We start from the raw sequence: 14021 nt of genomic DNA on the forward strand, positions 1-14021 counted from the left end.
CTAGACCGCTACGGGGGTGGTGTCGACGGGGGCCGGGCCGCGGCCGGTGACGGCGAGGAAGGCCTCCTGGAGGGTGGTCACGCCGTGCGCGGCCTTGAGTCCTGCGGGGGTGTCCTCGGCGACGACCGTGCCCTTGTCCACGATCACGAGCCGGTCGGCGAGCGCGTCGGCCTCGTCGAGGTAGTGCGTGGTGAGGACGACGGTGGTGCCGTGCTCGTCGCGGAGGCGTCGCACCAGCGCCCACAGGTCGGCGCGGCTGCCGGGGTCGAGGCCGGTCGTCGGCTCGTCGAGGAAGAGGAGCTCCGGGCGGTGGGTGAGTCCCATCGCGAGGTCGACGCGGCGGCGCTGGCCGCCGGAGAGCGCCGGGGTCTTCCGGTCGAGGAGCTCGGTGAGGCCGAGGTCGGCCGCGAGTTCCTCGGCGCGGGCCGCCGCGCGCGCCCGGTCGAGGCCGTAGAGCCTGCCCTGCGTGACGAGCTCGGAGCGGACGGTCTCCTGGGGGTCGAGGCCGCCGGACTGGGCGACGTACCCGATGCACCGGCGTACGGCGGCGGGGTCGCCGACGAGGTCGTGGCCGGCGACGGTGGCGGCGCCGCCGGTGGGCGGGAGGAGTGTCGTGAGCATCCGGAGGGTGGTGGTCTTGCCGGCGCCGTTGGGGCCGAGGAGTCCGAGGATCTCGCCGGGCCGCACGGTGAGGTCGACCCCCCGGACGGCCTCCACGGGGCCGTTCCTGGTCGTGAAGGTCCGGGCGAGTCCGGACGTGCTGATGATGGGCATGGCGACCACAAAAACAGAGTCACTGAAATTTTGCAACGCCACCAAAAATTCAGAGGCACCGAAATTTCAGGGAGCCTAGGATTGCCTACGATGGGTCCATGGCCGAGGGACTCAGGGAACGCAAGAAGCGCGAGACGAAGCAGCGGATCTCCGACATCGCGACCGGGCTCTTCCTGGAGCACGGCTTCACGGCCGTGACCGTCGCGGACGTCGCGGAGGCGGCGGACGTCTCCGTCAACACCGTGTACAACTACTTCCCGGCGAAGGAGGACCTCTTCCTCGACCGGATGGACGGCGTCACCCTGCGCCTCGCGCGGATGATCCGCGGCCGCGACCGGGGCGAGTCCGCCGCCCAGGCGGTCCTGCGCGAGCTGCGCCAGGACATCGGGGCCGTCTCCCCGGCGTACGGACTCATGGACGGCTTCGACCGCTTCATGAACGTCATCGAGCACGCGCCCACCCTCAAGGCCCGCCTCTTCCAGCTGCGGGACCAGGTCCAGGAGGCCGTCGTCACCACCCTCCGCGAGGAGACCGGCGCCGCCGCCGACGATCCGCTGCCGCTGCTCGTCGGCGGCCAGCTCGCCTGGGTCGAGAGTGCCGTCGTCGGCTACATCACCGGCGAGATGACCGCCGGACGCAAGGCGACCACCGTCTCCCGCGAGGCCCTCGTCCTCCTCGACGAGATCGAGGAACTGCTGAGCGAGAAGGTCCTGACGTACGCGGTGCGCGAGGGCTGAGCCCGTTCGCGCACCGCGACTTCAGGGTGTCAGGCGGCTGAGCCCGTTCGTGCACCGCGACCTCAGGGCGTCAGGCGGCTGAGCCCGTTCGCATGCCGCGACCTCAAGGTGTCAGGCGGCTGAGCCCGTTCGTGCACCGCGACCTCAAGGTGTCAGGCGGCCGTCCGGGCCGCCGGGCCCGAGACGCCCGCCGCGAGCGCGCGGGCCGCGCGGACCGCGTCCTCCTCCGTGGTGAAGCGGCCGAAGCCCACCCGGATGCTGCCCCGGATCCGCTCCGGCGCCAGACCGGCCGCCGTCAGGACGTGCGAGGGCTCCTGCGCCGAGCTGTTGCACGCCGAACCCGTCGACACGGCGATGTCCGTGACCTCCAGGAGCAGCTGCTGGGCGTCCGTGCCCTCGAAGGACAGGTTCACCGCGTGCGGCAGGAACCCCGGGCCCGTACCGCTGTTCAGGGTGTACGGCACCAGCTCCGCGAGCGTGGCCAGGAACCGCTCCCGCAGCCCGGCGAGCCGGGCCGACTCCTCCTCCCGGCCCGCCGCGAGGACGCCGACGGCCGCGCCCAGGCCGATGACGGCGGCGGTGTTGACCGTGCCCGCCCGCAGCCCGCGCTCCTGACCGCCGCCGTGCAGGAGCGGCGCGAGCGGGGCCCGGTCGGACAGGCCGTTGGACACGTACAGCACGCCGACGCCCTTCGGACCGTAGATCTTGTGTCCGGAGAAGGTGAGCAGGTCCACCCCGAGCGCCCGGACGTCGACGGGCAGCGAGCCCACGCCCTGGGTCGCGTCGCAGTGCAGCGGCACCCCGGCGGCGCGCGTGACCGCGCCGATCTCCGCCACCGGCTGGATGGTGGAGAGTTCGTTGTTCGCGAGCATCACCGAGACCAGCGCGGTGTCCGGCCGCAGCGCCGCCGCGACCTGACGCGCCGACACCCGGCCCTCGCCGTCGACGGGCAGCACGGTCACCTCGTGTCCCGCCGCCCGCAGGGAACGGCAGCTGTCGAGTACGGACTTGTGCTCCACCGCCGTCGTCACCACATGGCGGTGCTCGCCGGGCGTGACGACCCCCTTGATCGCGAGGTTGTTGCCCTCGGTCGCACCGGAGGTGAAGTAGATCTCGCTGCGCGCCGCCCCGATCAGCCGGGCGACGGCCCCGCGCGCCCGCTCCACCTCGCGGAAGGCGCGGATGCCGGCCGCGTGCGGGCTGGAGGGATTGGCGAAGCAGTGGGTGGCGGCGAAGCTCATCGCCTCGACGACCGCGGGGTCCGCCGGGGTGGTCGCCTGATGGTCGAGATAGATCGTGGCCATACCTGTACTCCCGTCAGAGGGCCGTCAGAAGTCGTACGCCGTGTAGGGCAGGGCGATCGGATCGGCGCAGGCCGCGTCCGCGAAGACGAGGACGATCTCCTCGTCGGGGTCCGCCTGGGTGCGGAGGTAGATCTCGGCGCCCTTGGTGACCTTGTCCCGGTCGGCGAGCGAGTTGATGTCGACGACGTGGCGGCGGGCGCAGTCCGGGAAGGCGGCCCGCAGCCGGGCGAAGTAGCGGGCGAAGTACTCGGCGACGATCAGCGGGCAGCGCGGGACGACGTGGTCGTCCTTGACGGTCCCGGCGAGCACCTTCGCGTACTGGCGGGAGCGGAAGAGGATCTCGTCACCCTCCAGGACGAACAGCGGGTGCTCCGCCGGTTCGCGCAGCCGGCGCTTCATGGCACGGGCGGCGCGATTGCGCAGGGTGCGCTCGCGGGTGACGGTGAAGGAGGTCCCGGCACCGGCCGCGAGGGCGGTGAGCGGGGAGACGTCGGCCGGCGCCGAGGGGGCGGCCGGCAACGTACAGACCTCGTCGGAACAGGACATGCCGAGGTCGTTGACGATGACGTCGTAGACCACCTTGTTGCCGCGGTGCAGACGGCGGGCGGCGGCGCCGGTCTCCTGCGCCAGGGCGAAGGAGCTCAGGGAGAACTCCCCGATGCCGGCGGCGGTTTCGAAGTAGCCGCCGGCGACGAGTAACGCCGAACGCGCCGAGCGGTCGACGGTCTCCAGGAGGGGTTCGACGCGGGGCGGGACGGTGTGGCGGGTTCGGGGGGTGGCAATGGTGTTCAACTGTGCACTCCGTTCTTCCGGGACGGGGATCGATCGGATGATGCGGGGGGTTGGTCGGGCGGGGCGGTGGACGAGGGCACGGCCGTTCCCACCGCCGCCGTCACCACGCAGAGCACGGCGGCCCACTGGGCGGCGGAGAGGTGCTCGCCGAGCAGCGCGAGGCCCACCAGGGCCGCGATGACGGGCTCCACCGTGGACAGCACGGCGAAGACCCGGGGCGGCATCCGGCGCAGCGCCGCGAACTCCAGGGAGAAGGGGATGACGGTCGTCAGGACCGCGACCGCGAGCGCGGTGCCGAGCACCCCCGGGCGCAGGAGGACGTCGAGGGAGGGCAGGCCGAGCGCCGGTGCGGTGGGCAGGGCGAGGACGGCGGCGATCGAGATGCCGAGGGCCAGGCCGGAGCCGCCGGGGACCGCGCGGCCCACGCGGGCGCCGAGCAGGATGTACCCGGTGAGCGCGGCGCCGGTGAGCAGGCTCGCGGCGAGGCCGACCGGATCGTCCATGCCCCGCGTCCCGCCGAGCACGAGGAGCCCGACCGCCGCGACCGCGACCCAGAGCCGGTCGAGGGCGCGGCGCGAGGTGAGCGCGGCGAGCAGCAGCGGCCCGCTGAACTCCAGCGTCACGACGACGCCGAGCGGGAGTCGGGAGGTGGCCTCGTAGAAGGCGAACTGCATGACGGTGAAGACGGCTCCGTACGGGAGCAGCAGTCGCCAGTGGGTGCGCAGGAGCCGTGGCGCGGGGCGGGACAGCAGGCAGAGCAGGGCGGCGGCGATGAGCAGCCGGAGCAGGGTCGCGCCGGCCGGCCCCGTCTCCTCGAACAGTCGTTTGGCGAAGGCGGACCCGAACTGCAGGCTGACCATGCCGGTCAGGAGCAGCAGCGGGGCGGGCGCGGCTCCCAGGGCGTACGGACGCATGACGGCACCTCCTCTCCAGGCGTCGACCGCCGGACGGATGCCGAAGACTCTATACCCCCTAGGGGTATGCCGCGACCGTACGGGGGTGCCGGGCCGGGTCTGAGGGGTGTCGCGAGTGTGACGTCCGTCAAAGAGGGCGTGACGCGCATTACTTCGCGGTCACATGGGGCCCCGCGACCGCTAATCTCCGCCGGAGAGCCAGAAGTGAACAGCTGTCGAGGGGTGGAAGATCGTGGCCAGGAAGCTTGCCGTCATCGGGGCCGGACTCATGGGATCCGGCATCGCACAGGTCTCGGCACAGGCGGGCTGGGACGTCGTCCTGCGTGACGTCACCGACGCCGCCCTGACCCGCGGCACCGACGGCATCAAGGCGTCGTACGACAAGTTCGTCGCCAAGGGTAAGCTCGCCGCCGAGGACGCCGAGGCCGCGCTCGGCCGGATCACCGCCACCACCGAGCTCGACGCCGTCGCCGACGCGGACGTCGTCGTCGAGGCCGTCTTCGAGAACCTCGACGTCAAGCACGACATCTTCCGCTCGCTCGACAAGATCGTGAAGGACGGCGCCGTCCTCGCCTCCAACACCTCCGCGATCCCGATCACCAAGATCGCCGCGGTGACCGAGCGCCCCGAGGCCGTCGTCGGCGTCCACTTCTTCTCGCCCGTCCCGATGATGCAGCTCGTCGAGCTGGTCCGCGGCTACAAGACGAGCGACGAGACCCTCGCCACCGCCCGCGCGTTCGCCGAGTCCGTCGGCAAGACCTGCATCGTCGTCAACCGCGACGTCGCCGGCTTCGTCACCACCCGCCTCATCTCGGCCCTCGTCGTCGAGGCCGCCAAGCTCCACGAGTCGGGCGTCGCCACCGCCGAGGACATCGACATCGCCTGCAAGCTCGGCTTCGGCCACGCCATGGGCCCGCTCGCCACCGCCGACCTCACCGGCATCGACATCCTGGTGAACGCCGCCAACAACATCTACACCGAGTCCCAGGACGAGAAGTTCGCGCCGCCGGAGCTGATGCGCCGGATGGTGGACGCGGGTGACATCGGCCGCAAGAGCGGGCAGGGCTTCTACAAGTACTGATCCGGACCCATCACCCCGCCCTCACTCCGTGGGGTGAATTTCGGTATCGGTTAGCTGACAAGGCGCAACGTATCTGCCGGTGCGGCAGTCAGTTGTTGCGAAGACGGAGCACTCTCGGGGAGCGCATATGCACATCAGGGGCGACCACGTCGAGCTGGTCGTCGGGGGCCGCCTCGACGTCCGCAGCGCGGCGGACGCCCGTACGGTCCTGCACACGGCCGTCGACGACGGAGTCGGCGACCTGGTGCTCGACCTGACCGGACTCGACTCCTGGGACGCGACCGGACTCGGCGTCATCATGGGCGCCCACCGGAGGGCCGGCCGCTGCGGCCGGCGCCTCGTCCTGCGCGGGGTGCCGCCCCAGATGCAGCGGCTCCTCGTCGCCACCCGACTGCACCGCATCCTCGCCATCGAGGGCGGCCTCGCCCTGGAGTCCCTGCCCCGCGTGTGACACCCCCCGGGGGTACCCGTCGTGTGTGAAGCAGCTGTGTGAAACAGGCGTCACGCTCAATCCTCACAAGACCGTGACGTCTTGGTCTCGGGGGCACCCCGGCTGTTCCCGAGCGCCCGAGCACGGTCTAGGGTTCGGTCGCCTGCACATTGACGGACCCACCCGGCGGGTACCGCACACCGCTTCTTGGGGGCTTGGACCATGGACCCGATCAACCCTGGGTCGGAGGAGTACGGTCACGACACCGAGGGCGAGGAGGCCCGCCAGGGCCGTGGCGTGCCCGCACCGGCGCCTGCCCAGACGCCCGCGCGTGCCCGCGTCGTCCGGCTCGTCTCCGGCGAACTGCTCCTCACCGTCAACCCCGTCGACGGCAGCGAGATCGAACCCTGCCCGCCCGGGCAGGAACCGGCCGCCCCCCGCCCCCGCACCCCCGAGGAGCGCGCCGAGGCCGCCCGCGCCGCCGCCCCGCCCGTCCTGCCGGGCCCCGCCGCGCCCGAGCTGCCCCTCCTCGAACGCCAGGAGGAACGCGAACGGCTCGCCGGCATCCTCGGCCGGGGTCGCTGCGCCCGCGTCGTCGGCGCCCCCGGATCCGGCCGCACCGCCCTCCTCGACGCCGTCGCCGCCGACTGCGCCGACCTCGCCCCCGACGGCGTCGTCCGCCTCTCCGGCCACCACCGCACCCCCACCGAACTCCTCCACGAGCTCTTCACCGCCGTCCGGTACGCCCCCGACCACCGCCCCGACCGGGCCGGCCTCCTCGACCGGATCGGCGACGTCGGCGCCGTGGTCGTCGTCGACGACCTGGAGTTCGGCGGCGCCGCCCTCGACGAGCTCCTCGCCGCCGCCCCCGAGTGCGCCTTCCTCCTCGCCGCGGGCCCCGACACGCCCGCCCCCTCCGCCGACGCCCCCATCGAGGAGGTCCTCCTCGCCGGCCTCGGCCGCGCCGCCGCCCTCCAGCTCCTGGAGAGCGCCGTCGGCCGCACCCTCACCGAGGAGGAGGTCAACTGGGCCGGCGACCTGTGGTTCGAGTCCGAAGGCCTCCCGCTCCGCTTCGTCCAGGCCGGCGCCCTGCTCCGGCAGCGCGACAAGCTGCGCGTCACCCCCGCCGAGTTCGACGCCTTCGGCGCCCTCGAAGAGGCCTTCGGACCCGCCGACCCCGCAGCCGCGGCGGCCGTCGCGGCCGCCGCCTTCGACGGCGTCGACGACCCCGACGTCGAACTCCGCGAGATACCGCTGCCCAGCCTCGGCGAGGGCGCCGCCCCCGCCGCGCTCCTCGCCTCCCGCCTCAGCCGCTCCGCCCAGGCCGCCCTGCGCTTCGCCGTCGCCCTCGGCGGCGAGGTCCCGCACCAGGCCCACCTCCCGGCCCTCGTCGGCGACACCCACGCCGACGCCGCCCTCGGCGAACTCATGGCCTGCGGACTGCTCTCCCCGGTCGGCCCCCGCTACCGGCTCTCCGCCGGAGTCCTCACCCAGCTCCTCGCCCACGGCTACGAGCACGGGGCCGCCGACCGCGCCCACACCGCCGCCCAGCACTACGCCTGGTGGGCGTCCCACCCCTCCGTCACCCCCGAGCGGGCCGCCGCCGAGTCCGACGCCCTGCTCGCCGCCCTCACCGCGCTGATCCCCGGCACCGGCGACACCGCCGCCGAACACCGGGCCACCGCCGTCCTCCTCGCCCGCGCCGCCGCACCCGCCTTCGCCGCCGGACTCCACTGGGGTGCCTGGGAGCGGGCCCTGCGCGCCGGACAGGAAGCCGCCCGGCTCACCGGCGAGGTCGCCGAGGAGGCCTACTTCCACCACGAGCTCGGCGTCCTCGCGATCTGCGCCGGAAACCTGGAGCGCGCCCGCGCCGAACTGGAGGCCTCCATCGGCATGCGCGGGGCGCTCGCCGACAAGCGTGGCACCGTCGCCGGCCGCCGGGCGCTCGCCCTCGTCGCCGACCTCTCCGGAGACCACGCGGCCGCCGTGGAGCCCGTCTCCCCGCCGCGCGGCACCCCCGCCCTGCGCGGCCCGGCCGCCCGCCCCGCCCTCCCGAGAGCCGAGGCCGTCACGGCCCCGCTGCCGGCCGGACCCGCCCGGACCCCGGCGGCGGCCCCGGCCCCCGCGTTCCCCGACTTCGCCGACGAGGGCCCGACGGTCATCACCCGCCCCGACACCGCCGGGAGCGGCGGCCGCAGGACCGGCCTCAAGGGCGGCATCCTCAGCGGCGCCCGCCGCAACCTCGTCGCCGTCGGCGCGGGCGCGCTCCTCGTCGCCGTCCTCGGCACCGTCGTGACCCTCGGCGCCACCTCCGGCAACGGCGAGGACCCCGCCACCGACCGCGTCACCTCCGACAGCACCGCGAGCGAGAGCGGCACCGACGACGGCCTCGACGGCGAGGAGCCGCCCGCCGAGGGCGAGACCGACCCGGGCGAGACCGGGAAGGCCACGCACTCGGACTCCCCGAGCCCGTCGAGCTCGGACAGCAGCTCGCCGTCCGCCTCGACGGACCCGTCCGAGTCCGGCTCTCCGTCACCCTCGGACAGCCCGTCGGAGACGACGTCCCCCACCGCGACGACGGAGCCCACCGGGGGAGCCACGACGACGGCCCCCACCACCACCGGCGGGCCGCGCCCGACGACGACGCCCCCGAGGCCGACGACCACGCCGCCGAAGCCGCCGACGACCACCACCAGCCCGCCGCCGACGACCGAGCCGCCGACGACGGCCCCGCCGACGACCACCGCGCCCCCGGCGAGCGAGACCACGATCCTCAACGCCTCCTCCGCCTCGGAGTCGCCGTCCTGACCCCCGTACGGACAAGGCGACGGCCCCGGGCGCGCTCACCGCACCCGGGGCCGTCCCCGTACTCGTACTCCCGCCGCCGCTAGAACAGCCGCAGCTTGTCGTCCTCGATGCCGCGCAGCGCGTCGTAGTCGAGGACCACGCAGCCGATCCCGCGGTCCGTCGCGAGGACCCGCGCCTGCGGCTTGATCTCCTGGGCCGCGAAGACGCCCTTCACCGGTGCCAGGTGCGGATCGCGGTTGAGCAGCTCCAGGTAGCGGGTCAGCTGCTCGACGCCGTCGATCTCGCCGCGCCGCTTGATCTCCACCGCGACCGTCGCGCCGTCGGCGTCCCGGCACAGGATGTCCACGGGGCCGATCGCCGTCGGGTACTCGCGGCGGATCAGGGTGTAGCCCTCGCCGAGGGTCTCGATGCGGTCGGCGAGCAGCTCCTGGAGGTGCGCCTCGACGCCGTCCTTGATGAGACCCGGGTCCACGCCCAGCTCGTGCGAGGAGTCGTGGAGGATCTCCTCCATCGTGATGATCAGTTTCTCGCCCGCTTTGTTGATCACGGTCCAGATGCCCGCCTCACCGTCGACACCCTCCTTCAGGGTGCACGGCGGGGACATCCAGTTGAGCGGTTTGTACGCCCGGTCGTCCGCGTGGATGGAGACGCTGCCGTCTGCCTTGACCAGGATCAGACGGGGCGCGGAGGGCAGGTGGGCCGTGAGTCGACCCGCGTAGTCCACGGAGCAACGGGCAATGACGAGACGCATGGTCGCCAACGCTACAAGACGGGCGCTCTTCCGCGCGATTCGGGCATCGGCCGCGCACCCCGTGGGGGTGGTCGTTGGCCGAACACCCGTCGGTTATCAGCCGGTTGTGTGCCCATTCTTCTGGTGTCGCCCGGACCGCGCGCTTACCGTGGAAGCTGGAGGTCGTCGTCCGTGCACGCTGCGTGGCGTACGTCGGCCTTCGTCCCTGCCCGCAAGACCCCGTCCGCGGGGTCGCGAGAGGAGAACCCATGTCGCTCGACGTCTCACCGGCCCTGTTGGAACAGGCCGAGCGAGGCGAGGTCGACGAAGCCGACTTCGTCGACTGCGTCCGGACCTCCCTGCCCTACGCATGGGAGATGATCAGTTCTCTGGTGGCACAGCTGAAGGTCGACGGCGGAGAGTTCGCCGACAACCAGACGCCGCCGCCGAATGAGCAGGCACGTGGTCAGCTGCTGCGCGCGCTCGCGAGCGATGCCATTCGTGGTGCGCTGCAGCGGCATTTCGGGGTGCGTCTCGCCTTCCAGAACTGCCACCGCGTGGCGGTCTTCCCGCTGGACCCGTCGGTGGACGAGCGCCTCGCCCGCTTCACGTCCGTACGGGGACAGCTGCTGAACCAGTCGCCCGAACTGCGCGACTGCTGAGACATGGTGCTGCCGCTCCACACCGCGGGAGGACGCGATCGATGCGAGCCGACGCGCATCGCCGCCGACAGGTGCAGGAGCGGCAGCACGGTCCGGAACAGGATCACACCAGGAGCGGCAGGACCTCCGCGCCCAGCCGCCGGACGTTCTCCTCGGTCGCCGCGAGGTCGCCCGAGCCCTCCGCGAGCAGGGCGAAGCGCGTGATGCCCGTACGCTCCGCGGTCGCCGCCAGCCGGTCCGCCGCGTGCCGCGGCGTGCCCACCGGGTGCAGCCCGCACAGCAGCTCCGTGTACGCGACGGGGTCCCGCATCACCCGGTGCCGGCCGTCCACCGTCACATGCGCGTCGAGCCCCTGCTTCAGCCAGCCCGGCATCGCCTTCACCAGCGCCTCCGCCGCGTCCGCGCCCCGGTCCGCGAGCTGCGCCACCCCCGCCGAGACGTGGCAGGCACCGATCCGCGCGATCTCCTCCGTAGCCCGCCCGGCCTCCCGCGCGCACCGCGCCCAGGCCGCGACCATCTCGGCCTTGTCCTCGTCGCCGCAGTGCATGCCGAGCAGCATCGGCAGTCCGCGCTCCGCCGCGAGCCTGACGCTCTTCGGCGAGGTGCAGGCCACCACCACCTCGGGGGAGGCCGCCCCGCCGATCAGCTCGTCGGGCCGGGGCACGACGGGCACCTCACGGAAAGCGAATCGTTCCCCCTCGGCGCCGACGCGCGGCTCGGTGAGCCAGCGAAGGAGCAGATCGAGCGATTCGGGGAACCTCTTCTCGTACGCATCGAGGCCCGCGCCGAAGACCTCCAGGTCGACCCAGGGACCGCCCCGGCCCACCCCGAGGGTGAACCTGCCGCCCGAGGTGAGGTGCAGCAGCGCCGCCTGCTCGCCGAGGGCCACCGGGTGGACGGTCGGCAGCACGCTCACCGCCGTGCCGACCCGGAGCCGCCGGGTGCGGCCGAGGAGCAGTGCGGCCAGTGTCACGGCCGAGGGGCAGACCCCGTACGGCACGAAGTGGTGCTCGGCGAGCCAGACGGAGTCGAGCCCCGCCTCCTCGGCGACCTCGGCGGTCCGCACCGCCCGGTGCAGTGCCTCCCCCTGGCCCTGGCCCGGGAACTGGGCTGCCAGAACGAACGTACCCACGCGCATCGCCTTCTGCCTCCTTGCGGCCGACGCGTATCTCCCCCCGCACTGGCACCAACGTCTGACACGTGCCAAAGGCAACGGCCGTTCATGAAGTTCTTGCGATTTTCGGCTAAGCCGTCCCGGGCGGGGCCCGGGGCACCGGATGGCGGCCCGTAGGCTGGAGGGAACGGTCCGTGTTCCCAGACCCCGTGAGGTGTGCCCGTGTCCCCGCGTCACAACCGCTCCCGAGGCGGCGAGAAGCCCGCGCAGCAGCAGGGCGATCACGGCGACCGGTACGGCGGTGTGCAGCGCACCGAGACCTGGCAGGGCGAGGAGTGGTACGTCCGGCTGGTCGCCGGGGCCAGCGCACCGGGCAAGCGCTACCGCTGCCCGGGCTGCGACCAGGAGATCCCGCCCGGCGCCCCGCACGTCGTCGCCTGGCCGGAGTGGGGCGGCGTCGACGACCGCCGCCACTGGCACAAGGCCTGCTGGAACGCGAAGGACCGCCGCACCAGCAGGGTGCAGCGGTCCCGCAACGCGCCGAGGTACTAGGGCCTGATCACACGTCCCGGCTGTTCAGCAGGGCGTACGCGCCGCCCAGGGCCGCCGCCGCGACGGCGGCCATGATCAGCAGCGCCTCCCAGCCCGCCGGGCCGGAGTCGCCGAACTGCGGGGCGTCGTTGTAGAGCGCGATCATCTGCGAGGGGATCGCGTAGGTGAACAGGAACTTCTGCACCGACTGCAGCGCCTCGGCCATCATGAACATGCCCGCCACCAGCGGCAGCAGCAGCAGACCGATCATCACCGTGATCGCGCCGGCCGAGTGCCGGATGACCGTCCCCACCGCGAGCGAGAGCAGCCCGAGCAGGGCCAGGTAGGCGCCCGCGCCGACCGTCGCCCGCAGCCACTCGCCGGTCGTCGGCGTCGCCGCCGTGTCCACGAGGGCGACCTGCGCCATCGCCACCAGGGTCGCCATCACCGTGGTGACCGAGAAGACCAGCAGGAAGAAGACGATCGCCTTCGCCGTCAGCACCCGGGCCCGGCTCGGGCAGGCCGTCAGGGTCGTACGGATCATGCCCGTGCCGTACTCGGAGGCGATCGTCAGGACGCCGAGCGTGATCACGCAGATCGACGCCGGCAGCATCCCGAAGAAGCCGAAGGCGAGCGCGGACTGCCCGCCCATCTCGACGTCGGCGCCCGAGGCGATGGCCGCGACGCCCAGGCCGATGGCGAGCATCAGCAGGATCATCACCCCGAGCGTCCACATCGTCGAACGCACCGAGCGGATCTTCGTCCACTCGGAGGCGAGCGCGTCACCGAGGTGCGCGGCGCGGACCGGGATGGGGGAGACGTAGGAGTACGGCGCCGAGGCCGGGGCCTGGTGGTGGGCGGGGGCGGTCATCGGGCGTCCTTGGTGGTGTCGCTCGGCTGCGGGAGGCTCGGCTGCGGGGCGGCCGGAGGGGCGTACGGACCGGGGGCGGCGGCCGGCGGGGCGTACGGCGCCGGCGCGGCGGCCGGAGGGGCGTACGGGGCCGGCGCCGCGGCCTGCGGACCGCCGGCGTACGGGTTCTGTCCGGGCGGCGGCGGGGCGTACCAGCCCTCCTGCGGCACGTCCTGGACCGGCGGCTGCGGCGGCATCCCGTACCCCGGCTGCCCCGGCTGCGCGGGCGGCTGGAGGTGGACGAGGCGGTCGTCGGTGGAGCGGTAGTCCACGGCGCCCTGCGTCAGCCGCATGTACGCCTCCTCGAGCGAGGCCTGGTGCGGGGACAGCTCCCAGAGCCGTACGTCCGCGCCGTGCGCCAGGTCGCTGATCCGCGGCAGGGGCAGGCCCGTGACGCGCAGCGCCCCGTCCGGCTCGGACAGCACCTGGCCGCCGGCCTCCATCAGCACCGACGTCAGCTTCTCCCGCTGCGCCGGCTCGGTGCCCGGGGTCCGCACCCGGGCGAAGTCGGCGGAGTTCGCCGAGATGAAGTCCTTCACCGGCATGTCGGCGAGCAGCTGCCCCCGGCCGATCACGATCAGGTGGTCGGCCGTCAGCGCCATCTCGCTCATGAGGTGGCTGGAGACGAAGACCGTGCGGCCCTCGGAGGCCAGCTTCTTCATCAGGTTCCGCACCCAGAGGATGCCCTCGGGGTCCAGGCCGTTGACGGGCTCGTCGAAGAGCAGCACCTGCGGGTCGCCGAGGAGGGCCGCCGCGATGCCGAGGCGCTGGCCCATGCCGAGCGAGAAGCCCTTCGAGCGCCGCTTGGCGACGTCCTGGAGGCCGACCACGCCGAGGACCTCGTCGACGCGCTGGGCCGGGATGCCGGCCAGCTGGGCGAGCGACAGCAGATGGCTGCGCGCGCTCCGGCCGCCGTGCACGGCCTTGGCGTCGAGGAGCGCGCCGACCTGGCGGGGGGCGTTCGGCAGCTGCCGGAAGGGGTGGCCGCCGATCGTGACGTGGCCCGCGGTGGGCCGGTCGAGCCCGAGGATCATGCGCATCGTCGTCGACTTGCCGGATCCGTTGGGCCCCAGGAAGCCGGTGACGACACCGGGCCTCACCTGGAAGGAAAGGTTGTACACGGCCGTCTTGGCGCCGTAGCGCTTCGTCAGGCCGACTGCCTCGATCATTCTCCAGCCCCATCGACAGGTCGGTCGCATCCATGTCGGGGCGTGGCGGCCTGTGGCCGGAGCCC

At 73.2% G+C, this 14021-nt stretch carries 14 protein-coding genes; 6 read left to right on the forward strand and 8 right to left on the reverse strand.

All coding sequences use genetic code 11. The features are described 5' to 3' along the window. A complete protein-coding gene (locus SVTN_RS25945) occupies positions 1 to 774 on the reverse strand; it encodes an ABC transporter ATP-binding protein (RefSeq protein WP_041134256.1) in 774 nt (257 codons plus the stop codon). Between the two features lie 98 nt (positions 775 to 872). On the opposite strand from SVTN_RS25945, the gene SVTN_RS25950 reads away from it, so the two are divergent. Continuing rightward, positions 873 to 1511: a TetR/AcrR family transcriptional regulator gene (locus SVTN_RS25950; RefSeq protein ID WP_041131264.1), complete on the forward strand. Its 639-nt coding sequence runs from the start codon at positions 873 to 875 to the stop codon at positions 1509 to 1511. A 152-nt stretch (positions 1512 to 1663) separates the two neighbouring features. On the opposite strand, the gene SVTN_RS25955 is transcribed toward SVTN_RS25950, so the two are convergent. The 3 genes from SVTN_RS25955 to SVTN_RS25965 are packed head-to-tail and all read right to left on the reverse strand — an operon-like array spanning position 1664 to position 4521. Beyond that, complete coding sequence (locus SVTN_RS25955) at positions 1664 to 2815, reverse strand: cysteine desulfurase family protein (protein ID WP_041131265.1); 1152 nt, start codon at positions 2813 to 2815, stop codon at positions 1664 to 1666. Positions 2816 to 2839: 24 nt separating this feature from the next. Beyond that, complete coding sequence (locus SVTN_RS25960) at positions 2840 to 3607, reverse strand: hypothetical protein (RefSeq protein WP_041131266.1); 768 nt, start codon at positions 3605 to 3607, stop codon at positions 2840 to 2842. Beyond that, positions 3604 to 4521, reverse strand: coding sequence for an EamA family transporter (locus SVTN_RS25965; protein WP_063782281.1), 918 nt, complete (start codon positions 4519 to 4521; stop codon positions 3604 to 3606). Before SVTN_RS25965 ends, SVTN_RS25960 begins: the two co-directional genes overlap by 4 nt. 232 nt (positions 4522 to 4753) lie before the next feature. Here SVTN_RS25965 and SVTN_RS25970 point away from each other — a divergent pair, with 232 nt between their 5' ends. The 3 genes from SVTN_RS25970 (at position 4754) to SVTN_RS25980 (ending at position 8840) form a co-directional block, all read left to right on the forward strand. Further along, the gene (locus SVTN_RS25970; protein ID WP_041131267.1) at positions 4754 to 5602 is read left to right on the forward strand and encodes a 3-hydroxyacyl-CoA dehydrogenase family protein; all 849 of its coding nucleotides are present in this window, start codon (positions 4754 to 4756) and stop codon (positions 5600 to 5602) included. A 127-nt stretch (positions 5603 to 5729) separates the two neighbouring features. Continuing rightward, on the forward strand, positions 5730 to 6053 hold the full coding sequence (locus SVTN_RS25975; RefSeq protein WP_041131268.1) for an STAS domain-containing protein: 324 nt from the start codon (positions 5730 to 5732) through the stop codon (positions 6051 to 6053). A 201-nt stretch (positions 6054 to 6254) separates the two neighbouring features. After that, positions 6255 to 8840, forward strand: coding sequence for a tetratricopeptide repeat protein (locus SVTN_RS25980; RefSeq protein ID WP_041131269.1), 2586 nt, complete (start codon positions 6255 to 6257; stop codon positions 8838 to 8840). A 79-nt stretch (positions 8841 to 8919) separates the two neighbouring features. Here the strand turns inward: SVTN_RS25980 and nucS are convergent, their stop codons facing one another. Continuing rightward, entirely contained in the window at positions 8920 to 9591 is a 672-nt protein-coding gene (gene nucS, locus SVTN_RS25985) for an endonuclease NucS (RefSeq protein ID WP_041131270.1), read from the reverse strand. 248 nt (positions 9592 to 9839) lie between these two features. Between nucS and SVTN_RS25990 the strand changes: the two genes are divergently transcribed. Further along, entirely contained in the window at positions 9840 to 10232 is a 393-nt protein-coding gene (locus SVTN_RS25990; RefSeq protein WP_015036224.1) for an SCO5389 family protein, read from the forward strand. A gap of 103 nt (positions 10233 to 10335) precedes the next feature. Here SVTN_RS25990 and SVTN_RS25995 read toward each other — a convergent pair whose 3' ends face one another. Then, complete coding sequence (locus SVTN_RS25995; RefSeq protein ID WP_041131271.1) at positions 10336 to 11370, reverse strand: LLM class flavin-dependent oxidoreductase; 1035 nt, start codon at positions 11368 to 11370, stop codon at positions 10336 to 10338. Between the two features lie 198 nt (positions 11371 to 11568). On the opposite strand from SVTN_RS25995, the gene SVTN_RS26000 reads away from it, so the two are divergent. Continuing rightward, positions 11569 to 11898, forward strand: a complete 330-nt coding sequence (locus tag SVTN_RS26000) for a hypothetical protein (RefSeq protein WP_041134258.1) — start codon at positions 11569 to 11571, stop codon at positions 11896 to 11898. Positions 11899 to 11905: 7 nt separating this feature from the next. On the opposite strand, the gene SVTN_RS26005 is transcribed toward SVTN_RS26000, so the two are convergent. Both SVTN_RS26005 and SVTN_RS26010 read right to left on the reverse strand, forming a co-directional pair. After that, positions 11906 to 12748, reverse strand: coding sequence for an ABC transporter permease (locus SVTN_RS26005; RefSeq protein WP_041131272.1), 843 nt, complete (start codon positions 12746 to 12748; stop codon positions 11906 to 11908). Next, positions 12745 to 13956 (reverse strand): ABC transporter ATP-binding protein, encoded by a 1212-nt coding sequence (locus tag SVTN_RS26010; protein WP_041131273.1) that lies wholly within the window; start codon positions 13954 to 13956, stop codon positions 12745 to 12747. Before SVTN_RS26010 ends, SVTN_RS26005 begins: the two co-directional genes overlap by 4 nt. Positions 13957 to 14021: the final 65 nt, after the last annotated feature.

The organism is Streptomyces vietnamensis (genome assembly GCF_000830005.1).
Taxonomy (GTDB): Bacteria; Actinomycetota; Actinomycetes; order Streptomycetales; family Streptomycetaceae; genus Streptomyces; species Streptomyces vietnamensis.

What these genes read in the sequence shown, in the direction of transcription:
- SVTN_RS25945 (WP_041134256.1), bottom strand. Translation starts at nt 774, where the DNA reads ATGCCCATCATCAGCACGTCCGGACTCGCCCGGACCTTCACGACCAGG.
- SVTN_RS25950 (WP_041131264.1), top strand. Translation starts at nt 873, where the DNA reads ATGGCCGAGGGACTCAGGGAACGCAAGAAGCGCGAGACGAAGCAGCGG.
- SVTN_RS25955 (WP_041131265.1), bottom strand. Translation starts at nt 2,815, where the DNA reads ATGGCCACGATCTATCTCGACCATCAGGCGACCACCCCGGCGGACCCC.
- SVTN_RS25965 (WP_063782281.1), bottom strand. Translation starts at nt 4,521, where the DNA reads ATGCGTCCGTACGCCCTGGGAGCCGCGCCCGCCCCGCTGCTGCTCCTG.
- SVTN_RS25975 (WP_041131268.1), top strand. Translation starts at nt 5,730, where the DNA reads ATGCACATCAGGGGCGACCACGTCGAGCTGGTCGTCGGGGGCCGCCTC.
- SVTN_RS25980 (WP_041131269.1), top strand. Translation starts at nt 6,255, where the DNA reads ATGGACCCGATCAACCCTGGGTCGGAGGAGTACGGTCACGACACCGAG.
- nucS (WP_041131270.1), bottom strand. Translation starts at nt 9,591, where the DNA reads ATGCGTCTCGTCATTGCCCGTTGCTCCGTGGACTACGCGGGTCGACTC.
- SVTN_RS25990 (WP_015036224.1), top strand. Translation starts at nt 9,840, where the DNA reads ATGTCGCTCGACGTCTCACCGGCCCTGTTGGAACAGGCCGAGCGAGGC.
- SVTN_RS25995 (WP_041131271.1), bottom strand. Translation starts at nt 11,370, where the DNA reads ATGCGCGTGGGTACGTTCGTTCTGGCAGCCCAGTTCCCGGGCCAGGGC.
- SVTN_RS26005 (WP_041131272.1), bottom strand. Translation starts at nt 12,748, where the DNA reads ATGACCGCCCCCGCCCACCACCAGGCCCCGGCCTCGGCGCCGTACTCC.
- SVTN_RS26010 (WP_041131273.1), bottom strand. Translation starts at nt 13,956, where the DNA reads ATGATCGAGGCAGTCGGCCTGACGAAGCGCTACGGCGCCAAGACGGCC.